Annotated in this window: 12 protein-coding genes; 5 read left to right on the forward strand and 7 right to left on the reverse strand. The window is 69.0% G+C overall.

Features of this window, described 5'->3' with window-relative positions:
* Positions 1-22: 22 nt before the first annotated feature.
* On the forward strand, positions 23-4,582 hold the full coding sequence (locus LUX31_RS03675; RefSeq protein ID WP_235473080.1) for a Tat pathway signal protein: 4,560 nt from the start codon (positions 23-25) through the stop codon (positions 4,580-4,582).
* Between the two features lie 72 nt (positions 4,583-4,654).
* On the opposite strand, the gene ltrA is transcribed toward LUX31_RS03675, so the two are convergent.
* The 7 genes from ltrA to LUX31_RS03710 form a co-directional block, all read right to left on the reverse strand.
* Entirely contained in the window at positions 4,655-6,073 is a 1,419-nt protein-coding gene (gene ltrA / locus LUX31_RS03680) for a group II intron reverse transcriptase/maturase (RefSeq protein ID WP_235473081.1), read from the reverse strand.
* A gap of 500 nt (positions 6,074-6,573) precedes the next feature.
* Positions 6,574-7,830, reverse strand: coding sequence for an alginate lyase family protein (locus tag LUX31_RS03685; protein ID WP_235473082.1), 1,257 nt, complete (start codon positions 7,828-7,830; stop codon positions 6,574-6,576).
* A gap of 29 nt (positions 7,831-7,859) precedes the next feature.
* Positions 7,860-11,222, reverse strand: coding sequence for an alginate lyase family protein (locus tag LUX31_RS03690; protein WP_235473083.1), 3,363 nt, complete (start codon positions 11,220-11,222; stop codon positions 7,860-7,862).
* Positions 11,219-12,736: a glycosyl hydrolase family 28 protein gene (locus LUX31_RS03695; protein WP_235473084.1), complete on the reverse strand. Its 1,518-nt coding sequence runs from the start codon at positions 12,734-12,736 to the stop codon at positions 11,219-11,221. Before LUX31_RS03695 ends, LUX31_RS03690 begins: the two co-directional genes overlap by 4 nt.
* 49 nt (positions 12,737-12,785) lie before the next feature.
* Positions 12,786-13,658, reverse strand: a complete 873-nt coding sequence (locus LUX31_RS03700) for a carbohydrate ABC transporter permease (protein WP_235473085.1) — start codon at positions 13,656-13,658, stop codon at positions 12,786-12,788.
* On the reverse strand, positions 13,655-14,656 hold the full coding sequence (locus LUX31_RS03705) for a carbohydrate ABC transporter permease (RefSeq protein ID WP_235473086.1): 1,002 nt from the start codon (positions 14,654-14,656) through the stop codon (positions 13,655-13,657). The genes LUX31_RS03700 and LUX31_RS03705 overlap by 4 nt, the downstream gene beginning before the upstream one ends.
* Positions 14,653-16,002 carry an extracellular solute-binding protein gene (locus LUX31_RS03710; RefSeq protein ID WP_235473087.1) on the reverse strand — a complete coding sequence of 450 codons (1,350 nt, stop codon included), beginning with the start codon at positions 16,000-16,002 and terminating at the stop codon, positions 14,653-14,655. The genes LUX31_RS03705 and LUX31_RS03710 overlap by 4 nt, the downstream gene beginning before the upstream one ends.
* Before the next feature lie 319 nt (positions 16,003-16,321).
* On the opposite strand from LUX31_RS03710, the gene LUX31_RS03715 reads away from it, so the two are divergent.
* From LUX31_RS03715 to LUX31_RS03730, 4 genes are read left to right on the forward strand one after another with little or no spacing between them, the layout of a single operon-like run.
* Positions 16,322-17,380, forward strand: a complete 1,059-nt coding sequence (locus LUX31_RS03715; RefSeq protein WP_235473088.1) for an ROK family protein — start codon at positions 16,322-16,324, stop codon at positions 17,378-17,380.
* The gene (locus LUX31_RS03720) at positions 17,377-19,707 is read left to right on the forward strand and encodes an alpha-L-arabinofuranosidase C-terminal domain-containing protein (RefSeq protein ID WP_235473089.1); all 2,331 of its coding nucleotides are present in this window, start codon (positions 17,377-17,379) and stop codon (positions 19,705-19,707) included. Before LUX31_RS03715 ends, LUX31_RS03720 begins: the two co-directional genes overlap by 4 nt.
* Before the next feature lie 55 nt (positions 19,708-19,762).
* Positions 19,763-20,734: an aldo/keto reductase gene (locus LUX31_RS03725; protein WP_235473090.1), complete on the forward strand. Its 972-nt coding sequence runs from the start codon at positions 19,763-19,765 to the stop codon at positions 20,732-20,734.
* Positions 20,735-20,752: 18 nt separating this feature from the next.
* Positions 20,753-22,777, forward strand: coding sequence for a glycoside hydrolase family 31 protein (locus LUX31_RS03730; protein WP_235473091.1), 2,025 nt, complete (start codon positions 20,753-20,755; stop codon positions 22,775-22,777).
* Positions 22,778-22,783: the final 6 nt, after the last annotated feature.

Genomic DNA, 22,783 nt, shown 5'->3' on the forward strand with positions numbered 1-22,783 from the left:
AGACAGAGGAGGAGGCTGAGCCATGCCCGCATCGCCGCTGAGCCGCCGTCACTTCGTCCAGATAGCCGGCGCCACCACCGCCGCAGCCGCCACGAGCACCTTGCTTCAGCAGGCCGTGTCCCCCGCGTACGCGGGGGAGTCCGCGCAGACCGGGAAAGCCGGCCTGCTCGACCACCTTGTCCTCGGAGACGAGGATTCCGAGGCCGCGCACGCCTTCACGAGTGACGGCAGTGAGACCATCACGGATGGCAACGATGTCAGAGCCAGAGTGGCCACTCCCCTCGACCCGGTCGGCGTCAGAGGCGGCGAACTCCGGTTCACCGTGCGGACCGACCCGGTCGCGCAGAACTACCTCACGCTCAAGCTCTGGGGCGGCGACTCCTCGCCGTACGTCACCCTCGCCTACCTCAACGGCGAGCAGATCGGCTTCCGGCGCAACTCCGACTACGAGCCGCTGAGTTTCGGTTTCTCCAAGCCCGCCCCGGGCCGCTTCACGTACCAGACGATCATGCTCCCGCTGGAGATGACCGCCGGTCGCGAGCAGGTGGAGATCACCCTGCGGACGTACGAGGGCAGCTACAAGGGGACCGTCACCGCCAACTCCCGTACCTACTACGGCGTGTACACCCACACCGCCGCGCTCCTCGACGTCTTCGGCGAGGATCTGCCCGCCTACCAGCCGCCGACCGGCACTCCCGACGATGTCACCGACGAGCAGAAGCAGGACCTGATCGACGGTCTGCGTACCGCGCAGGTCGCCCTCTTCGGCAGGCTCTCCGCCCAGGTCGACGCCTCGGCCTCGGGCAACCTCTCGATCGTCCGCTACACCGACGACCTGCGCTTCTACGCCGGGGTCCTGACGACCGACTGGTCCCCCGCCTCGACGCCCGCCGAGAAGAAGACCGCTCTGCTCCGGCTCTTCAAGTGCGTCGACAACCACGTCAAGGACTACTACGGCAACACGAGGCTGCTGCTGCGCGGCGGCCACCAGGGCGACTGGGGCGGCTACTACGGCGCGCTCGGCGAGGCCCTCTACATCGCCGAGAACCTCATCGGCGACGACGGCGTCTACGGCGCGGACGCCTTCAAGGCCTTCCTCGACGAGGAGTTCACCACCGGCACGTCGGACGGTGAAACCTCCCTCAAGGACGTCGACTTCGACGGCGGCAAGCTCACCCGGCGGGCCGCATGGGGGCGTTGCCTCAAGGCCAACTTCGACTTCGCGCGGTCCCGGCTGTCCCTCATCTACAACCAGGTGCTGTTCACGTACGAGGGCGCGTGGGAGGCGCACGAGGGTCTGCGGGTGATCGGATCCCCCTTCTACGAGGGGAAGAAGCGCAGCCACGCGGTCCTCGGCGAGACCCTGGGGCTGGTGCCGTTCCTCGGCGAGGAGGTCCTGGTGGGACCGGACGGCGCGGACCTCGACCTGTACCACTCGCTCTTCTACCACGACGGTTCGGCCCGCTTCACCGACGACTACGTCAAGATCGTCGCCAAGGGCCTGGCGAAGAGCAAGCTCGACGCCGACGGCGAGATCGTGCGACGGCTGCCCTATGGCAAGCACTACACCGGCCTCACAGCGGCCGGCCTCACCCGTGAGAACACGTACGTCGGCAACTACGGCGAGGAGGCGTCCCGTTACCTCAGCGAGTACTTCTTCAAGACGTGGGGCCACGAGGGGGACGAGAACCTCAACGACGAGATCCTCAAGCTGACCCTGCGCAACTCCCACGCCCGCGGCCACACCCGCTACCCCGCGGACGACGGCGGCGACAACCGTCTGATGCGTACAGAGGGCGTCATCGACGAGCGCAACGTCTACGTCCCCGGCATCCCCGGGTACAGCACCCGCATCAACCAGGGACAGTCGCTCTACCTCGCCGCCGTCGAGGCGCACATGGCCGCGCACGCCGACCGGTACGCGGGCAGCGGCTGGGGGCCGTACTGGGAGTACGCCCGCGAGGCCGTCGGCTTCACGCAGCAACAGCTCGCCGACCGGCAGTACTTCAACCAGTTCAACGTCGTCACCCAGTGGCTCAAGGTCGATCTGCGGCTCGTCGAGACCTGGGCCTACCTCACCGGCGGCCGGGCGGAGTACGACCGGTTCGGCACCGTCAAGGCCAAGAAGGTCCTGCCGCAGACCGACTTCCGCTCCTACAGCGCCGCGGAACTCGCCGAACTGGGCGTCGACCCCGCCGACTACGAGCAGTTCGCCTGGGTCGACATCGACAACATGTTCGTGTCGCTGCGCGACGGCGACACCCGCGTCTTCGGCTCGCTCTTCGTCCAGAACCGAGGCATCTCGGGCAGCGGCCGTCTGCACGTCATGGCCCCGGCCTACGAACACACCATCCAGCTGCGCACCGACGGCCCCTTCCAGTTCCGGGACTACTGGGCCCGCACCGACAACATCGACGCCGACTTCATGGAGGACATCAACACCGGCGACAACTGGGCGCCGCAGGCCCTGACCGGTGAGATCTGCCCGATCGCGTACCAGCCGGGGGTCGGCAAGGTCCGCCGCGAGAACTTCGAGGCCGACACGCCCTACTCGGGGTACATCGACTTCCTCACGGCCCGCTACGGCCCGTACCTCTTCGGCATCAACACCACCCGCCAGGTCTACGGCAACAAGCGCACGCACCGCCTCGCCGTCCCCGCCGGCCACCGCGGCTCCACCGTCCTGGACCTGGTCTCCGGGAAGCGGCTGCCGGTCAACGGAGGCAAGGTGACGGTCCCGCCGTTCACCGCCGTGGTGCTGAAGCTGTCGGAGGGCGCGGACGAGATCCTGGTGCCGTCCGTCGTGCGCTACGCGGCCGCCCTGCCCGGCGACACGTACATCGGCGTCACCTGGACTCCGACCGCGGGCGCCTCGTCGTACACCGTCCGGCGGGCGACCCGGGAGGACGGTGAGTACGAGACCGTCGCGGCGGGGCTCAAGGGCCTGTACTGGCGGGACGAGAAGGTCCAGCAGGGCCGCCGCTACTTCTACACGGTCACCGCCGTGAACAGCGCGGGCAGCGGCCTGTCCTCCTGGCGGGCCGAGGTCGAGTTCACCGCGCCGGTCTCGCGGGGCCTTTCGGGAACCGGTTGGCGCGACGACCGGCTGGGCTCGCAAAAGAGCGGCAGGACCTCGGTCAGCGGTGCGAGGATCACCCTCGCGGGCGGCGACGGCACGGGGCTCGGCAAGGGCGACGACTACAAGGTCGCCACCCGTGACATCGAGGACTCCCTCCTCTTCGTCAGCCGTGTCCTGGCGGGCACCGGCACGGTCACCGCACGCGTCGACGACCACAAGGGCGCGCTCACCGGGCTGATGCTGCGCGACAGGATCGACGCCGACACCCGCTACCTCTACTTCGGCGCCGACACCGACGGCAAGCTCGTCCTGAGCAACCGCGACCGCGACAGCCGCCACGACTGGCAGGACCAGGTGCGTTCCCCGCGTGACGCGGGCATCGCCGGTTTCACCGCCGCCGACTACCCCTACCTGCGGCTGATCCGCGACTACGAGACCCACCAGGTCCTGGCCTTCGCCTCCCCCGACGGCACGTCCTGGACGTACACGGGCTCGATGCTCATGCCGCTGCCGTACGCCGTGCACGCGGGGGTCGCCGGCTCCGGGGACGCCGTCCTCGCCACCGTGCGGGTGCGGGACACCGAGGGCGGCGCACTGCTGCCCTACGTGGCGAAGCGTGCGGAGGACACGGCTGTCGTCGCCTGGAACAAGCCCGAGGACGCGACCGGGTTCACCCTCTTCCGGACCGCTGACGCCGACACGGCCGCCACCAACCCCCTGAAGAGCGCGGCGGGTTGGGACAAGGTCCTCACCGACACCCGGCTGCGCGGCTGGACGGAGAAGGAACTGCGGCACGGCAGTCGCTGGTTCAAGGTGGCCGCCTCCCTGGCGGGCGGTGGCACCACCGTCAGCGAGGACGCGGCCCTCGCCGTCGCCGAGACCCTCGCCCAGCTGCTCGCCCGCGCGCGGAAGACCGACGCCTCCGACTGGACCAGGAAGAGCTACGCGGCGTTCACCGCCGAGCTCGACCGCATCGAGAAGGCGGGTGCCGAGTCGGGCGCGGACCAGGACGCGCTGATCGACGAGGTCTACGCCGCCTACGATCTGCTGGAGACCCGGGACTCGCTCCTGGTGAAGTTCCCGGTCACGGCCGCCATGGTGGCCGCCTCGACCATCGAGTGGCCGGGCACCGGCACCAAGGCCTCCAACGGCTGGAAGGCCTTCGACGGCAACACCGCGACGTACGCCGACACCCTCGCGGCGGAGAGCTGGATCGATGTCGACGCGGGCGACGCCGGCCCCGTCACCATCGACAAGATCCGCTTCTACCCACGCTCGACCCATCTGACCCGGGCCAACGGCACGGTCTTCCGCGGCTCCGACGACGGCGGGGCCACCTGGACGGACCTCCACACCGTCAGCGGCGTGAGCGCTGCCCAGTGGTACGAGGTGAAGCTCGCCGAGACGGCCTCGTATCCGCTGGTCCGTGTGTACGACAACCATGACGGGCGCTGCAACGTGTCCGAGATCGAGTTCCTGTACTACGGTCCCGACGAGGCGTGAATCGAGTAGGAGGGACGGGTCGCCCGGCCCTCCTCTCACACCACCGGACATGCGGGCCACGCATCCGGCGGTTCATCCAGCTGATCTCAACCGTTGCCAGGTCGGCTTGAGCATGTGCAGGCCGAGGTCGTCCCAGTGGGTGGTGGGCAGTGCCTGGTTGAGGACGGCAGAGCCCGCGATCCGCCAGTAGCCCTTGCTGGTGCCGCCCCACTCGCGGGACAGCCGCTCGTTGATCCCGAGCTTGCGCAGCATGTGCTGACGGGTCTTCGGCCTCTTCCATTCCTTCCACCGGACCTGCCGCATCCTGCGGTGCAGCCACTTGTCCAGCTCACGGAACAGGTGTGAACCATCCGCGAGCCGGAAGTAGCCCATCCAGCCAGCGGTGAAGCGGTTGATCTTCCCGATGCGTTCGGGCATCGCGATGCTCCACCGGCGCGACGTCAGTTCCCTGAGTCGTTCCTTCAGGCGTTTGACCGCCTTCGGGTCGACCCGGACACCGACCTTCCCGCCCCGGGCGAAGTAGAAGCCGAACCCCAGCAGCACCGCTTCGCGGGCGTGGACCACCTTCGACTTGTCCCGGTTGACCTTCAGTTTCAGCCGCTGCTCGACCACGGCCGTGACCGAGTCGAGCACCCTCTGAGCGGCCCGCTTGCTCCGCACGAAGACGCGGACGTCGTCGGCGTAACGCACGAACCGGTGACCGCGCCTGAACAGTTCCCGGTCCAGGTCGTCGAGCATGATGTTCGACAAGACGGGCGACAGCGGAGACCCCTGCGGGGTCCCCTCCACACTCGGCATCTTCACGCCGTCCACCATGATCCCGGCTTCCAGATACCTGCGGATCAGTTTCAGAACCCTGCGGTCACTGACTTTCCGCGCCACCCGCGCCATCAGGACATCATGCTGAACCCGGTCGAAGAACCGGTCCAGATCGAGGTCCACAACCCAGCGGTTGCCGTCCTCGACGGCCCGCCGCGCGACCCGGACCGCCTGATGGGCGGACCGGCCGGGACGAAACCCGAAGGACGACCCCGAAAAGCCAGGGTCGAAGACGGGCACGAGCACTTGCGCGATGGCCTGCTGGATCAAGCGGTCCAGCACCCGCGGCACCCCCAGCATCCGCTCACCGCCGCCAGGCTTCGGGATGACCACCTGACGGACCGGCGACGGCCGGTAGATGCCCGCATCGAGTTCGGCCCTCACCTCGGGCCAGCGCACCGCAATCCACGGCCTGAGTTCGGCCGTGGTCATGCCGTCCACCCCGGGAGCACCCCGGTTCACTTCAACGCGGTTGAGCGCCGCGAGCAGGTTCTCCTTCGAGAGCATCAACTCCCACAAAGAGCACTCCTGTTCGCGGTGAACGTCCTCCGTGAGACGCGCCGGCCGGTCACTGCGCTCCGCCGGGTCACTTCCGGAATGCACCGGTCCCTCCCCGGTCGGCACCGCCGAAGCGGTATTACTGCGGTCCACGTGACCGGCACGAGCAGTCACCACATCATCCGTTCCACTCGATGTTCGGCCCTTCCCAGCCGCCGTGCCCATCCCGGCTGGTACTACGGCCTCTGCTGACTTCTGCCCGGTCAGCCCCCACCTCCCGGCACGGACCGTCGGCGCGGCGACAACCTCAGCACAACCGACACCCGGACAGATCTCCCCAGGTAAGAACGATCACTGTCCCTGGATCCCCGCCGCGTTTACGCACTGGCCTTCTTGGTGGAGACGGGCATCACCTTCCATGGCAGGCTCACCCGACCAGCACGCCTCATACACGGTTCGTGTTCCTCGGTACCCAGGTCTCGCCTCGGGCTTCCTCCAGACCCCACCTCACGATGACGCCCTTGCCTCCGGCTCGGGGTTAGCACCACCTCTTCCCCCAGGGGACTCACACCCCCAAGCAATCGCCCATGCTGGGCACACCATGGGTGAGGGGCCGGGCCGTTGCCGGCCCGGCCCCTCGTCTTTCGTCCTGCTGATCTCGTCCCGCCGAGCTCCTACTTGGCGTACATCAGGGTGCCGAAGCCGAGCTGGTCGTAGCCTCCGCTGGCGGAGCCGTAGTCACCTCCCCCGCCTTCGGGGCGGACGCTCTCGGCCATGGCCTGGATGTACGGGACGGACAGGCCGCGGCGCTTGGCGTAGTGGTAGTACAGGATGTCCCACACCGGCCTGACCTGGCCGCGGCTCGCGGAGGAGATCGCGGTGTGCGACTGCTGGGCGCAGTTCTGGCCGGTGCCCCAGGTGTAGGTGGTGAAGGGCACGCTCTGCCCGAGGTTGTACTTGGCGACGTACTGGGCGCCCTTCATGAAACGGTTGGCGTCGTAGCCGTACAGGTCGTCGCCCTGGGACCAGGCCATCTCGCAGAAGGCGCCCATCTGGCCCATGCCCATCATGGTGTGGCCCTGGTCGCGCCCCGACTCCTGCCACTGGCCGAGTGCGTACCCGTCCACGTTGTCGTAGATGAAGGGGACTGCGTGTGTGATCGAGCCGTTGCCCGCGCCGTTCTTGAAGTAGTTCACGGCCTGGTCGTACTTGGCCCCGTCATCGCAGAGAATCGCGATGGCCAGGATCGAGTTCATGTTGCACAGGTCCCAGTTCGCCCAGTAGTTCGTGATGCAGGCGTCGTTGTGCCCGTTGAGGAACTGGTTGTTGAGCGGGTAGAAGACGTTGAGCATCATCGTCTTGAACCGGTCGAGGTTGAACCCGCTGTAGCCGCGCATGAGTTCGGCGGCGTTCGCGAACTGGTAGCCGTAGATCCCGGCGGCCAGGAACCGGTCGGCGTTGCCCGTGACGGTGGTGAGTGTGGCCGACCAGGCGTTGAGGATCCTGACGGCCGCGTCACCGTTCGCGGTGGTCCCGGCGACGTGCCAGCGCAGCGCGTTCTGGTAGGCGGCGTGGATGTCGTTGTACAGGGTGCCGTAGTTCTCGCCGGTGCCGCCGCGGATGATCGTGGCCTGCGGGTTGGGGTTCCAGGTGCTGGCCGAGTGACCGTTGGCGGTCAGCCGGTTCCAGCCGGACAGCCACGGGTCGTTGCCCGCGGCGACCCGGACCTTGGCGCGGTTGAGTTCGCCGTAGGCGTGCAGGGCGCCGGGGTGGACGAACGTCGCGGGAGCGGCGCTCGCGGTGCCGCCGGCGACCGCTGAGGCGGAAGCCCCGACGGCGAGGGCGGCGGTGAGACCGCCGGCGGTCTTCAGCAGACCGCGGCGGCTCAGCTCTCTGTCCTGAGAACTGTTGTGGGGGTTGGTGCGGCTCATGATGGTGCGGCTCCAATCGAGTGGAGGATCTAGGTGGGGGTGATGCTCACCTCGTCGAACTGTGAGGTGCAGCGGGTCAGGGGGTCGCGAGAGCAGACCACGAGACCCACGTAGTAGGGGGCGTCACCGAAGCCGGAGAGCTCTCCGGAGGCGAGGGTCGTCCAGGTGGCGCCGTCATCGGTGGAGACGGCTGCGGCGAAGGCGGTCCCGGTGCGCTTCAGCCGCAGCAGGCTGGGGAGTTGGACGGTCGCGTTGCCGGTGAAGGCGGACGCGCCCGCGACCTTGGTGCGCAGCATGAGCTGCGCGGTGGTGCCGGATGTGACGATCGCTCCGGCCGCCTGGTCGAACGGCGACAGGGACTTGGCGATGAGCAGGCCGACCCGGTCGGCAGCGGTGCCGGTGCGGGAGACGAGCCGTGCGGTGAACTCGCAGTCGCCGCTCACCGGACGCCGTACGAACTGGCCTGTCATTCCCTGGCCGTTGACATTGAGATCGGTGCCGGCACCGCGCACCGTGAATGTCCCGTTGTCGTACGACGTGCTGCCGGGGGTCCGCACGGAAACCACGCCGTACGTCCCCAACTCGCGCTCGTCCAGCACGAAGTCGCCGAGGTCGCCGTACGTCCAGGGCTCGGGCGGGGGTGTCGTGACGACGAGGGTGACCGGGCCGGCAGCCGTTCCGGTGGCGTTGGTGGCCCTGGCGGTGACGGTGAACCTTCCCGTCTCACCGGGGCTTCCGGAGATCAGCCCGGTGCGCTGGTCGACGTGCAGCCCCTTGGGCAGGCCGGACGCGGCGAAGCGCACCGGCTCGTGCGTGCCCCGGATCAGATACTGGAAGGGCACTCCCCTGTTGGCGAAGGCGAGGGCCGGGGAGATGAATTCCGGGGCGGCGGGGGTCGGCATCTCCGCGTCGGCGGACTCCGAACGCGGGCCCCGCCCCGTCGAGTTGGTCTTGGCGACGGCGTACTGGTACCTCCGGCCCGGCGTCCCCGTGGCATCGGCGTACCGGATGCGGGCACCGGAAGCGACCGGGCCCACATCCGTGGCGATCGTCTCGTAGGGCCCGTCGGCGGCCCCGGCCCGCAGCACCGTGTACCGGGCGGAGAGGTCGGGGTCGGTCCAGGCCAGTTCGACGGCATCCGCTCCGGCCGAGGCCCGCAGGTCGGTCGCGGTGCGTGCGGGGCGCGGTACGCCCCAGACCGTCCCGGCGGACGCGACCAGGCTGACGTTGTCGAACGCGGCGGTACCCGTCTCGGCGTACGAGGCGTTGACGCCCAGACAGGAGGCGAACGCCAGACCCGCGTACGCCGTACGCCCCAACTCGACCTCGTCGGCCCCGACTTCGGTCCAGTTGGTGCCGTCGGGCGAGATCTCCCCGGTGCAGCGGCGGCCCTTGCGGGTCACCCGCACCCAGTAGGGCTTGCGCAGCCGGTAGCCGTCGCCGGCGCCCTCGACGTACGGGGCCTCGAGCGGGGTCGCCGACTCGGGCAGGGTGCCGAGGTCGGAGATGGGGAACGAGGCGTTCGTCGTGATCGCCTGCTGCTGGGACGGCGGCACGGGGGTGCTGCCGGTGCCGGTCGTCGGCCCGCCCGGCGCGGACCGGGTCGTCCACACACCGCTCCAGGTGTGCAGCGGCAGGCCCTGGATCAGCATCGACGCGTGGGGCGCGTCCGCCGCCAGGGAGCCGCGCAGCATCACGCCCACCTTGGAGTACTGGGAGCTGAGCGGCCACACGACCCGTGCCGTGATGACGCCGTCCCCGCGCAGCGGCAGCCACGCGAACCGGAAGCCGTCCGCCGTGCCGCCGATGTCGGCGCCGCCCGCCTCAAGGAGGAACCGCTCGCCGTCGCAGAGGGTGGCTCCGTTACGCCGTACGTCACCCACGTCCCGTGCGTCCCAGGCACCCGGCAGGCCGGCTGTGGCGCCGACGTCCGCCGAACTCGCGCTCTCCGAGTCCGGGCCGACGGCCGAGACCGTGTAGTAGTACGTGCGTCCCGCGCGCACCGAACGGTCCGTGTACATGGGTGACTTCACGTTCGACTCGATGATCTGGTACGGCCCCTCGGGGCTGGTGGCTCGCCGTATCGTGTAGGTGCTCGCCCAGGCGGACGGCAGCCAGGAGACGGTGACGGCGTTGTCGTCGCCGGTGGCGAACAGCCCGGCGGGCGCCGTCGGCGGCGCGGGTGAGGCCTTTGCACCGGCGTAGGTGAGGGTGCCCCAGGACGGCAGGTCGTCGTTGCCGCCCTCCACGGCCCGGGTCCCGCCGGCGCCGCGGAAGAGGACCTGCTTGGTGTACGGGGCGTCGAGGCCGCGCACCCCGGCGTAGTGCGCGTAGGCCATTTCGTAGATCGGCGGCAGGCCCCCGCGCGAGATGGCCGACACCGTCGTCTTGATGTACTTGCCGGTCCGGTCGAGGTCGGGGACGAAGGGGACGTCGCCGCCGAGGTTGTAGCGGGCGGCGTACTCGAAGTTGGCGAGGATCCGGTTGTCCAGGTAGCCGTAGAGGTCGACGCCCTGGTTCCAGGCGACCTGCGCCGAGTCCGCGAGGAGGCCGGCGGCGAGCTGCTCGTGGCCCTGGTCTCGGCCGGACTCCTGGCCCTGGCCCGCGTCGATGACGATGCGGTGCGGGACGCTGCCGTCGCCCGCGCCGGCCGCGGCGAAGCGCAGGGCGTTCTCGAAGAGGGTGCGGTCCTCGCAGAACACCCCGATGGCCAGGATGGTCTGCATCGCCGTCAGGTCCCAGTTGCCGTTGGCGTAGAGCATGTAGCCGGAGACGGACGGATACCAGACGGTGAGGAAGGAGCGTTCGCAGCGCGCGATGTCCTCGGCCGCCCAGCCGTCGTAACCGGTGTGCCGCAGCAGCTCGGCCGCGTTGACGAACTTGAAGCCCTGCAGTCCCGACCCGAGTTGGCCGTCCGCGCCGGTGACGGCGGTGAGCGATGCCGACCAGGCGTTGAGGATGTCGCGGGCCTTGTCGGCGTGGGCGCGGTCGCCGGTCACGCACCACATCAGGGCGTTCTGGTAGGCGGCGGCCGAGTCGGCGACGGCCTGGCTCTGGTAGTTGGCGGGGCCTCGGCCCCAGGAGGTGACCTGGCCGGTGTTCTGGATCGCGTACGTGGACTTCGACCGGTCGTGGGCCGCGAGCGCCAGGTAGCCGTCGTGGACAGGGGATTCCTGCGCGGCGACCGCGGCCTTCATACGGGCGAGGTCGGCGGCGCTGTGCAGCAGACCGGGATGGGCGAAGGTGAAGGCGCCGTCACCGTCACCGGTCACCGTGGAGCTCTGGGCCCGGGCCGCCGCCGGCGTGACCAGTCCGGTCGCGCCGGCGGCGAGCAGCAGCGACGTCGCCCCGAGGAAGCCGCGACGGCTGGGCCCGTGGGACGGATCGGTCACTGGGCAGCCGCCTCGGCCGTGGTGATGAACTTCGGCTTGGTCACGTGCTCGTTGACGTACATGGGCACGTAGTCCGAGGTGAGGAACCAGCTCGGCTTCTTCATCGAGTCGGCGATCACGGTGCCGTTGATGACGAGGTTCTCGAACGTCACGTTCTTGATGCCGTGGTCGGCGTCGTAGCCGAGGAGCAGCACGGTTTCGAGGGGCTTGCCGTTGTAGGAGAGGTCCTTGACGTAGACGTCCTCGATGCCGCGTCCGACCGAGGTGTTGTAGGAGGTGTTGAACATGACCCGCATGTGGATGAGCTGGCCCCGGCGGAAGTCCTCGACGCGGACACCGTCGACCTTCACGTTCCTGATCAGGTTGCTGTCGCCGGCGTTGAGTGCGATGCAGCCCTGGTAGTTCATCTGCGGTTCGCGGTGGTCGCAGATGTCGATGTTCTGGAAGGTCAGGTTCTCCAGGACCTCGGGCGCGTCGGTGTTGCCGTGGGTGCCCACGTTGATGGGGTGGGCGACGTCCGCCCAGAGCGTGGAGTTCTTGACGGTGATGTTGCGGGTGTCGCCGTAGTACTCCCAGCGGTGGGTGTAGATGGCGATGCAGTCGTCGGCGTTGCGCATGAAGACGCCGTCGATGGTGACGTCGCTGCTGGAGAAGACGTCGATTCCGTCGCCCCAGCCCTTGGAGCTGAAGGCGGCCATGCCGGTGACGGACACGTCGGACGACTCGCCGATCGTGCAGGCGTAGCCGTCGGGGTTGAGCATGGTGACGGAGCCGATGGAGATGTTCTTGGAACCCTCGATGGTGGTGCCGCCGCCGGGGGCGGCCCAGATGACTCCGCGTCCGGCGAGGCCGGCGTTCTCCACGTCCTTGAAGAACACCCGGGACTTCAGGACCGCGCCGCCGTCCAGGTAGACGGTCTTGCCGGAGGGGACGGTCACCTGGCCGTCGGCGGTGGTGTGCAGGCCGGGGCCGAAGTAGATGACGTCCGGGTCGTCGGCGGCCGGGCGGTCGGTGTCGATCGGGCGGGCGAACAGGTGCAGCGCGTCGAAGACCTCGTCGTTGACCTGGACGACGATGTTGCGCGGCTCGGTCAGTTTGAACCGCAGCGTGTCGGCGCGCCGCTCGAACTCGATGCCGTACGAGTCGGGCCGGATGCGGGCCTTCTTCACGCCGCCCTTGATGTAGGTGACCTCGACCTCGACGCAGCCCGCGAAGTCGAAGAAGGCGAGCGAGGAGTTCTGGATCAGCCCCGCGCCGGTGGAGGTGTCGATGAAGTTGAGGGTGGCCAGATAGGTGCCCAGCTTCTGCCATCTGCCGCCGGAGGTACGGACCTTGACGGTGTAGCTGTCGGTCTTGACCGGGGCGCCGTCGGGGATGGGGTACGTCACGAGCTCGGGGGCGGCGCCTGCGGTGTCGGCCTGGGCGGAGGTTGCCGCGGTGCCTGCCAGGTAGCCGGCCAGGGCGGTGACGCCGGCGGCCTGGAGGGTCGTACGACGCGATATGGGCATGCTCATGCCATTGCTCCTTGTACAAGGAAGAAGGGGAAAGAGGCGGTACGGAGGGTCACTTGAGACCGGTGGTGGACATACCTGCGACGAAGCCGCGCTGGGCGACCAGGAAGACCAGCAGGATGGGGACGACGTACATGACGGAGCCGGCCGCCTGGAGGTTGTTGACCGGCATCCCGCCCTCGGTGATGTACGAGGTCATGATGGCGACGGAGAGGGTGGTGCGGTCGCTGTCCAGGAGCAGCATGGGGGCGATGAAGTCGCCCCAGGTCCAGGTGAAGGCGATCACGAAGCTGGCGGCCAGGACCGGCAAGGACTGCGGCAGGAAGATCCGCCAGAAGATCGTGCCGTAGCCGCAGCCGTCGACGATCGCGGCCTCCTCCAGCTCCCGTGGCATCCCGGCGAAGAACTGCCGGAACAGGAAGACCAGATACGGAGCGGCCGCCAGCCCCCACAGCACCCACGGCCAGTAGGTGTTGACCATGCCGAGCTTCGCGAAGATGAGGTACGTCGGGAAGAGCGTGATCATCTGCGGCAGCATCATCGAACCGAGCAGCACACCGAACAGGACCTTCTTGCCGGGAGCTTCCAGGCGGGCGAACCCGAAGCCGACCCAGGCGGAGCTCAGGGTGACCAGGGTGGCGTAGATCAGGGAGATGATGAGGGAGTTGCGGGCGTAGCCGAGGAAATGGATGTCGGTGAAGGCGTCGGCGAAGTTCTGCCACTGGGCCTGGTCGGGCAGCCAGTGCACCGGGGAGGCCGCCAGTTCGGGCGTGGTCTTCAGGGCGGTGATGACGAGCCAGCCGAAGGGGCCGAGCATCAGGCCGGTGACCACGACCAGGACGGTGTAGAGCACGAGGCGGGAGCCGCGTACCCGGACGCCGGCCGGCGCGACGGAGGGCTTGGGGGTCACGCTGGTGGCGGTCACTTCTTCGCCTCCGGGTCGACGTTGTAGAACACCACACCGGACGTGACCTTGAAGATCAGGCCGGTCATGATGAGGATCAGGACGAAGAGCACCCACAGGAGTGCGGAGGCGTAGCCGTAGCGGCCGAGCGCGAAGTACTCCGCGAACACGTGCATCATGTACATGTAGTTGGTCTGCGGGATCTCGGTGACGCCCTGCGGTCCTGGCTTGGAGGCCAGCAGCAGCGGCATGATGGTCTGCACCGAGGCGATCATCCCGGTCACGGCCTGGAAGAGCAGCACCGGCGAGAGCAGCGGCACGGTGATGCTGCGGAAGGTCCGCCAGGCGCTCGCGCCGTCGATCCGGGCCGCCTCGTGGAGTTCGCGGGGCACGTCCTGAAGGCCGGCCAGCGAGATGATCATGATGTTTCCGGCGGCCCACAGCACCGACATCAGGATCACGTAGCGGGCGTACGGGTCGTCCAGCCACGCGATGGCGTCGATGCCGAAGATGTTCAGGACGCCGTTGGCGGCGCCGGAGTCCCGGTTGAAGAGCTGCTTGAAGACGAGCCCCGCGCCCACCGGCGGTACCACGGCCGGCAGATACAGCAGGGTGCGGAACAGGCCGCGCGCCTTCATCGGCCGGTTGACCAGGACCGCGAGGGCCAGCCCCGCGATGATCGACAGCGGCACCGAGGTGATGGCGAACACGCCGGCCCGGCTCAGCGAGTTCCATGTCACCGAGTCGGTCAGCAGCTCGCTGTAGTTGCCGAACCCGACGTAGCGCCAGTTGGGCGAGATGCCGTCGAAGGTGGTGAAGCTCAGCCACAGCGCGTACGCCATGGGACCGACGGTCAGCAGCAGGAACCCGATGATCCAGGGCGAGGTGAACAGGTAGAACGCCCGCCGCCGGCGTGCGGTCATGGAGGTCCGGGGCAGGTCACCGGAGCCGGCGGCGGCCCGGGTGCGAACGGCGGGCCGGGGCCGCTCGGCGACTTCAGGGATCTGGCCGACTGTCATCCCACCTGCTCCTTACCGCGCTTCATCTGCTCGTTGATGGTCGAGTTGAGGCGTCCGGCGAGGGTGTCGACGGAGATCTGGCCGTTCATCGCGGCCGGAAGGATCTGGTTGATGAGCGCGTCGGCGGCTTCGGTCTTGATGTAGGGCGTGAAGGGCGTCACGGAGAAGTGCTCCAGCTCAGCCTGCTGGACCTTGAGGACGCGCTTTTGGTAGTCCTCCTTCTGCGGCATCAGCGGGCGGAGCGACTTCAGGGTGGGTATGCCCCAGCCGCCCTCCGCGCGCCCCTTGGCCGGACCCTCCCCGAAGAACCACTCGAAGACCCGCCAGGCGGCGTCCTTGTTCCGTGCCTTCGTCGGCATCCACATGCCCGTGCCACCCTGGCAGGAGCTGAGCCGCGGGCCGCCTTCGAAGACCGGTGCGGGGGCGAGCCGGGACACCTCGGCCACCTTCGCCTCGGCGTTGATCATGCCGCCGAGCCAGTAGCCGTTGCCGGACATGGCCATCCGGCCCGCGACGTAGGTGGGCCCGTCCCAGCCGTCGGGGTTGGGCTGGATGAGGCTCGGCCCCACCTTGGCCTTGGCGTAGTCCACGTACCAGGTCAGGGCCTTGCGGGCCTCGGGGGTGGTGAAGTCGACGCGGCTGAAGTCCGGCGAGAAGAGGCTGCCTCCGGCGGCGGCTGTCAGGTTCGCGAAGAGGATGGCGAGGCCCAGGCCGTTGTAGCTGCCGCCGTATACGGTGGTCTGGCCGTTCTTGCGCTGGACCAGTCGCTTGGCGTTGTCCAGCCACTCCTCGTAGGTGATCGGCTCGGTCTCGGACGGGTAGTCGACACCCGCCCTGTCGAAGTGCGAGGTGTTGTACCAGAACATCGCGTCCTGGGAGAAGTCCTTCGCCATGCCGTAGCGGGGGCCCTTGCCCTGGGTGGTGCCGTCGTACCGCCACAGGTCGTTGGCCGGGTCCAGGTCATCGGTCCTGAGAATGGTGGACTTGGCGAAGTAGGGATCCAGGTCCTCGGCCACGCCCCGGGCGGCGAAGTACGGCGCGTCCAGGGCTCCGACGCCACGTACCAGGTCCGGTGCGTTGCCGCTGGTGAGCATCGCGATCAGCCGGGTGATGTCGTTCGCCACCACGGTGATGCTGATGCCGAGTTCCTTCTGAGCCTGCTGGATCAGCTCCGTGGAGATGTCGTCGAGGGAGACCATCATCGTGATGCTCTCGCCACCGCCGGTCGCGGCGCCGGCCACCTTCAGAGCGCAGCCGCTCAACGCGGCCGCTCCGGCCGCGGCACCTCCCGCCGACAGGGCGAGAAAACGGCGGCGGCTCGGGGGAGCGCCGGAATGTGCGCGCATCGACGCGTCACCTCCTGCTTCGTGTGGTGCGGGCTACCGGCAGCGAGGTCTTGCAGACTAGTAACCGGTTGCTGTCTGATGGAGCCAGAGCTTCTTCCTGTCCGGAAACAACGTCAAGCCCTTCGTCGGATTTTCGAAAAGAATGGGTAACCTCAGCGACATGACGCCAAGGGCTGGAGGCTCGTTGCAGAGCCTCCGGAAAGCGAACGAAGACCAGATCCTCAGGCTGCTCATCTGCGAAGGTCCCCTGCACAGAGCCGAGTTGGCGCGCAGAACGGATGTCTCCCGAACCACCGCGGCAACGATCATCCGTGGACTGATGGCTCGCGGCCTGGTGATCGAGGCGGACGACGAACCAGCGGGCGATCTCGACGGTCGGGTTAGAAACCGGTTGCTAATCACCCCGCATGCAGCCGTCGTCGCGGGAATGAATCACACCGTCGACGGCGTCTGGCTGAACCTCACCGACCTCGCCACGGGGGAGATCGCAAGCTCCGGCACCGTGCTGGCCCCCGGCACCGGGCCGGCCGAGCGCATCGAAGCGGGCGTATCGGTGCTTCAACGACTGCTGGACGACGCGGGGTTGGACAGGGGCAGGGTCCTCGGCGTCGGCATCGGTATGCCCGGGCCGATCCATCACGGCACGGGCGTGGTCAGCGTGTCGCTGCCCGGACAGCCCTGGTCCCACGCGCATGTCACCGCTGAGCTCGAACGAGTGCTCGGCCTGCCGGTCATGGTGGAGAACGGCACCCGCCTGGAGGGCGTGGCCGAAGCCCGCTGGGGTGCGGGCCGGGGGGTGGCGAATCTTCTGTACGTCGGTCTGTCCAGCGGCATCGGTTCAGCGCTCGTCCTCGACGGGCGCCTCCACCGGGGAGCCGTCGGCGCCGCGGGCGAGCTGGGCCATGTGTCGGTGGACATCGACGGTCCCGTCTGTCCGTGCGGCAACCGCGGCTGCCTCGTGCTGCACGCCGGCCTCCCGGCCGTACTCGCCGCGCTGCGGCGGGAGTTCGGCACGGGGGCCGAGCTGGACGAGATGCTGGTCCGCACCGCGGCCGGAGATCCGGCGGGCGAGAGGGTGTTCACCCGTGCGGGCACCGTGGTCGGTCGGTTACTGGCCAACCTGTGCAATCTGCTCAACCCCGAACGCATCGTCGTGGGCGGCGAGTTGTCTCTGGCCGGCGAGGCCCTGCTCGCACCGATGCGCTCAGCGATCCGCAGGACGGCACTGTCGCTGGTACGGGATGTGGAAGTGGTTCCGGCCGAGTTGGGGCACGGCGCCCGGAGCGGCGCGCTCGGCGGCGCGGCCCTCGTCCTCGGTGAGACCCCCGACCTGGCCGCAGCGCTCAACAACCTCTCCGCGAAGGGAAGCACCGCATGACGAACGGCGTCGAACCGGGCCGGACATCCCGCACGACCGGCAGTGCCCGCACCGGTGACCCGGCTCACCCCGTCGACCGCCCGACGATCCGGATCGACGCGAGGCCGGACGCCGGAAAGCCGATCGGCCGGGATCTGTTCGGCGCGTTCTTCGAGGACCTCAACTACGCCGCCGACGGCGGACTGTACGCAGAGCTGGTGCAGAACCGCTCCTTCGAGTACTCCCCCGAGGATGCCGCCGGCTGGCACGCCCTGACAGCGTGGGAACTCGTGGAACTCCGCGGCGGACAGGGCAGCGTCGGCGTCGCCACGACCGACCCCCTGCACCCCGCCAACCCGCACTACGCGGTGTTGGAGGTGACGGCAGGGGACGGCGTCGGACTGACCAACCACGGCTTCGACGGCATCCCGGTCCAGGCCGGAGCGTCGTACGTCGTCAGTCTCCACGCCCGCCGTGCCAAGGGCCCGAGCGCCCCGCTCACCGTCCGGCTGGAGGGCGCCCGCGGAACGTACGCCCAGGCCTCGATCGGCGAGCCGACGGACACCTGGACCCGGTACGAGACGACGCTGACCTCAAGCGCCACCGATCCCGAGGCACGGCTCGTCGTCCTCGCCACCCGGCCCGGCACCATCCACCTGGACCTGGTCTCCCTCTTCCCCGAGGCCACCTTCCGCGGCCGGCCGGGTGGCCTGCGCTCGGACCTGGCCCAGGCCATCGCCGATCTGAAGCCCAAGTTCCTTCGATTTCCCGGCGGTTGCGTGGCCCACGGCCTCGGCCTGGGCAACATGTACCGCTGGAAGGACACGATCGGCCCACTCGAAGGGCGCCGCCAGCAGCGGAACCTGTGGGGTTATCACCAGTCCGCCGGGCTGGGCTACTTCGAGTACTTCCAGTTCTGCGAGGACATCGGAGCGAAGCCGCTGCCGGTGGTGGCCGCAGGAGTCTGCTGTCAGAACACACCGGGCGGCCCGCAGGGCATCCCGCTGGACGAGATGCCCGCGTACGTACGGGAGATCCTCGATCTCGTCGAGTACGCCAATGGGCCCGCCGACTCGGTGTGGGGCGCCCGGCGGGCGGAGGCCGGACATCCCGAACCGTTCGGCCTGGAGTACCTCGGCGTCGGCAACGAGGACGCGATCACCCCGGAGTTCCGGGACCGGTTCGAGATCATCCACCGAGCGCTGCGCGAGCGGCATCCGGAGATCACGGTCGTCGGGACCGTGGGGCCGAACCCGGCGGGCGAGGACTTCGACCTGGGCTGGGAGTTCGCCCGGAAGCTCGGTCTCGCGATGGTCGACGAGCACATGTACCTGTCCCCGCGTTGGTTCCTGCAGAACACCCGCCGCTACGACGACTACGACCGCGCGGGGCCGAAGGTGTACGTAGGCGAGTGGGCGTCCCGGGGCAGCACCCTGCGCAACGCGCTCGCGGAGGCGGCGTTCATGAACGGCCTCGAACGCAACGGCGACGTCGTGGCGCTGGCCTCGTACGCCCCGCTGCTCGCCAAGTCCGGCCACACCCAGTGGAATCCGGACCTCATCTACTTCGACAACACCAGCGTGCGGCTCACCCCCAGCTACCACGCGCAGCGGATGCACTCCACCCACCACGGGGACGTGTGGCTGCCGCACACCGTGACCGGTGCTCCGGCCGCCGCTCCCCCGCCCGACCCGCTGCGTGGCGGAGGCGTGCTGCTCACCACGACCGACACGCAGGCCGACTACCGCGGGCTGCGGGTCACCAGTGGCGCGGCCGACTACACCGTCGAGCTCCAGGCACGCAAGAACGCGGGCGCGGAGGGCTTCGTGATCGGCTTCGGCGCGGTGGACACTCCGGACCACTACCTCTGGAGTCTCGGTGGCTGGCACAACCAGAGCCTGACCCTCCACCGCAGGTGCGACGGCTTCGTCGAGGACCTCGCCCGGGTGCCCGGGCCGATCGAGACGGGACGCTGGTACGACATCCGCATCGAGGTCACCGGGCCCCTGGTGCGCTGCTTCCTGGACAACGTGCTGGTCCATGAGGTCGAGGACGACAGGACCCCACCGGAGACCTTCTCCGTCTCCTGCGTACGGGACTCGGCCACCGGTGATCTCCTCGTCAAGATCGTCAATCTCGCCCCGGACGAGTTCGTCGCCGACATCGGGATCGACGGCGCGGACCGTGTCTCCGGCCGTGCCACCAGGACCGTCCTCGCAGGTGACCCGGTGAGCTCGCTCGCGGATCCGCACACCTCGGTCATCGAGGCGGGCGGGGCCTTCGACTGCGTCCTCCCGCCGCACTCGTTCACAGCTCTGCGTCTTCGCGCCGACGGGGAGGCGACGTAAGGCGCCCGGCCCCGTTCGTCACCCCCGTCCCACGGCTTGTGAAAGGAACCGAAGGATGCGCTACCGACAACTCGGCCGCAGCGGCATCTCCGTCTCGGAGATCGGCTACGGCGCCTGGGGCATCGGCCGGAACGCGTGGAAGGGGGCCACGGAGGACGAGTCCGTCCGCGCCCTCCACCGGGCCGTCGACCTGGGCGTGAACCTCATCGACACCGCGCGCGGCTACGGGCAGAGCGAGCACGTCGTCGGACGGGCGCTCAGGGAACTGGGAGCGGGCGCGGACGACGTCCTCGTGGCGACCAAGGCGTCGCCCAAGATCCCCGTCGACCTGGACGAACGCGGTCTGGACCCGCTCGACACCTACCCCGCCTCCCATCTGCTCGACAGCGTGGAGACCAGCCTCGCCGAGCTGGGCCGGGACCACATCGACCTGCTCCAGCTGCACACGTGGAACGACGCGTGGACCGGCCGCGGCGACTGGCTGGAGATGGTCGAGGCTCTCAAACAGGCGGGCAAGATCCGTATGTTCGGCATCTCGGTGAAGGACCACCAGCCGGACAACGCGATCCAACTCGTGCGCACCGGGGTCCTCGACACCGTGCAGGTGATCTACAACGTCTTCGAACAGGCCCCGGCCGACGCCCTGTTGCCCGCCTGTGCGGAACACGGCGTGGGCGTGATCGCGCGGGTCGCGCTGGACGAAGGCGCACTGACGGGCCGTATCACCTCGGGCGTCACCTTCCCCGAAGGCGACTGGCGCCACTGGTACTTCAGGGAGGACCGGCCCGCACAGGTCGAGCGGCATGTGGCCGCGATCGTCGACGACCTCGGTATCGCACCCGACGAGATCGCGAGCACCGCGCTGCGGTTCGCCCTCGCCGGCGAAGGGATCTCGACCGTCATCGTCGGCATGCGCTCCACGGCCAACGTCGAACGCAACGCGGGCGTCTGCGACCTCCCGCCGCTCACCGCCGAACAGCTGGCGGTCCTCGCCAAGCACCGCTGGCAGAAGAACTTCTACTCCTGAGAGCCGATGAGGAACAAGATGTCCGACTACATGGAGCACGAGGGCGGCCTGGTGCGCCGGACCGCCGACGAGATCCTGCGCGTCGAGCCCTGGGGCCCGCACGCCCTACGGGTGAGCGCCACCGCCGGGACCGCCGTCGACCGGAACCTGCCCGGCGCGCTCGACTCCACCGCGCCGACCGCTCCGGACGCCGGGGTCTCCGTACTGCCCGACGGCACAGCACGGTTGGTCAACGGCCGCATCACCGCGCACGCCGACACCTACGGACGGCTCCGGTTCACGCATACGGCCACGGGCCGTGAACTCCTCGCGGAGAAACGGGCGTACACCTGGTACCAGGGACCCCGGGTGTACGCGGACGGCCGTGTCGAGCAGCACTTCGAGGCGTACGACGGTGAGCGCGTCCACGGTCTCGGGCAGCATCTGCACGGCCGGCTCGACCAGAAGGGCCATGTCATCGACCTGGTCCAGGGCAACACCGTGGCCACCATCCCCTTCCTGAACTCCTCGCGCGGCTACGGCCTGTTGTGGAACAACCCGGCGCTCGGCCGCGTGGAACTCGGCGCAGACATCACCCGCTGGACGGCCGAGACCCCCGGGGCGGACCGGATCGACTACTGGATCACCGCGGGCGACCCGGCCGAGATCATGGAGTCGTACGCCGACGCCACCGGGCATCCGCCGCTGCTGCCCGAGTGGGCGTCCGGCTTCTGGCAGTCGAAGCTCCGCTATCGCACGCAGGACGAACTCCTCGCCGTGGCACGGGAGTACAAGGAGCGCGGGCTGCCGCTGTCCGTGATCGTCAGCGACTTCTTCCACTGGCCGAAGATGGGCGACTGGCGGTTCGAGGAGAGCGAGTGGCCCGACCCGGCGGCGATGGCGAAGGAACTGGAGGCGCAGGGCGTCAAGTTGGCCGTCTCCGTCTGGCCGACCCTCGAACCGGACAGCGAGAACTACGCGCCGCTGCAGGCCGTCGACGGACTCGTGCGGGACGGCGCCCGCGACGGTGAGCCGCTGACGTTCGACTTTCCGGCCCGGGGTCATGGCGCGGACCTCCAGCCGATGGCGTACTACGACCCCACCAACCCCATGGCCCGCCGACTGATGTGGCAGCGCCTGAACGACAACTACCGTTCCCAGGGCGTGACCGCCTTCTGGCTGGACTCCGCCGAACCGGACATGCCGCCGGCTCTGGCCGCCCGCGCGCTTTACTCCACGGGACCCGGCACCCAGGTCACCAACCTCTACGGGCTCTACCACGCGCAGGCCGTCGCCGACGGTCTGCGCGCGGCCGGGGACGACCGGCCGCTGACGCTGATCCGGTCCGCGTGGGCGGGCAGCCAGCGCCACGGCACCGCCCTGTGGTCCGGCGACATCTCGTCGACCTTCGACTCGCTGGCCCGGCAGATCCGGGCCGGCCTCAACGTCGCCATGAGCGGCATCCCGTGGTGGAACACCGACATCGGCGGATTCAACGGCGGCGACCCGGCCGACCCTGCCTACCAGGAGCTGCTGGTCCGCTGGTTCCAGTACGGCACCTTCAGCCCGATCATGCGCCTTCACGGCGACCGGGCGCCCAACCACCCCACCTTCAGCGCCGACATGACCGGCGGCCCCAACGAGGTCTGGTCGTACGGCGAGGAGGCCTACCCCATCCTCGCCGACCACCTGCGGCTGCGCGAGCGGCTGCGCCCGTACCTGGCCGAACTGTCCGAGCAGGCCCACCGCACCGGCGCACCCCCCATGCGTCCCCTCTTCTTCGGCTTCCCGGAGGACGAGCGGGCCTGGGACGTGGACGACCAGTTCCTGCTCGGCCCGGATGTGCTCGTCGCCCCCGTGTACGAGGCCGGCGCTCGCGCCCGGTCCGTGTACCTGCCGGGAGACTGCCGCTGGCTGGACCCGGCGACCGGCACGTTCCACGAGGGGGGAACGAGCGTGGAGGCCATGGCTCCCTTGTCCCGCATCCCGGTTTTCGTACGGGAGGGAGCCACCGTGTCGGCCGCGTTCGCCGCACAGGGCGGCGACGGCCGTAACAGCCTCTGAGCTGGA

It is taken from the genome of Streptomyces sp. GQFP (assembly GCF_021545335.1).
Lineage (GTDB): Bacteria > Actinomycetota > Actinomycetes > Streptomycetales > Streptomycetaceae > Streptomyces.

Coding starts and splice junctions, on each gene's coding strand:
- LUX31_RS03710 (WP_235473087.1), bottom strand. CDS start 16,002: ATGCGCGCACATTCCGGCGCTCCCCCGAGCCGCCGCCGTTTTCTCGCC.
- LUX31_RS03675 (WP_235473080.1), top strand. CDS start 23: ATGCCCGCATCGCCGCTGAGCCGCCGTCACTTCGTCCAGATAGCCGGC.
- LUX31_RS03720 (WP_235473089.1), top strand. CDS start 17,377: ATGACGAACGGCGTCGAACCGGGCCGGACATCCCGCACGACCGGCAGT.
- LUX31_RS03705 (WP_235473086.1), bottom strand. CDS start 14,656: ATGACAGTCGGCCAGATCCCTGAAGTCGCCGAGCGGCCCCGGCCCGCC.
- LUX31_RS03695 (WP_235473084.1), bottom strand. CDS start 12,736: ATGAGCATGCCCATATCGCGTCGTACGACCCTCCAGGCCGCCGGCGTC.
- LUX31_RS03730 (WP_235473091.1), top strand. CDS start 20,753: ATGTCCGACTACATGGAGCACGAGGGCGGCCTGGTGCGCCGGACCGCC.
- LUX31_RS03725 (WP_235473090.1), top strand. CDS start 19,763: ATGCGCTACCGACAACTCGGCCGCAGCGGCATCTCCGTCTCGGAGATC.
- LUX31_RS03715 (WP_235473088.1), top strand. CDS start 16,322: ATGGCTCGCGGCCTGGTGATCGAGGCGGACGACGAACCAGCGGGCGAT.
- LUX31_RS03685 (WP_235473082.1), bottom strand. CDS start 7,830: ATGAGCCGCACCAACCCCCACAACAGTTCTCAGGACAGAGAGCTGAGC.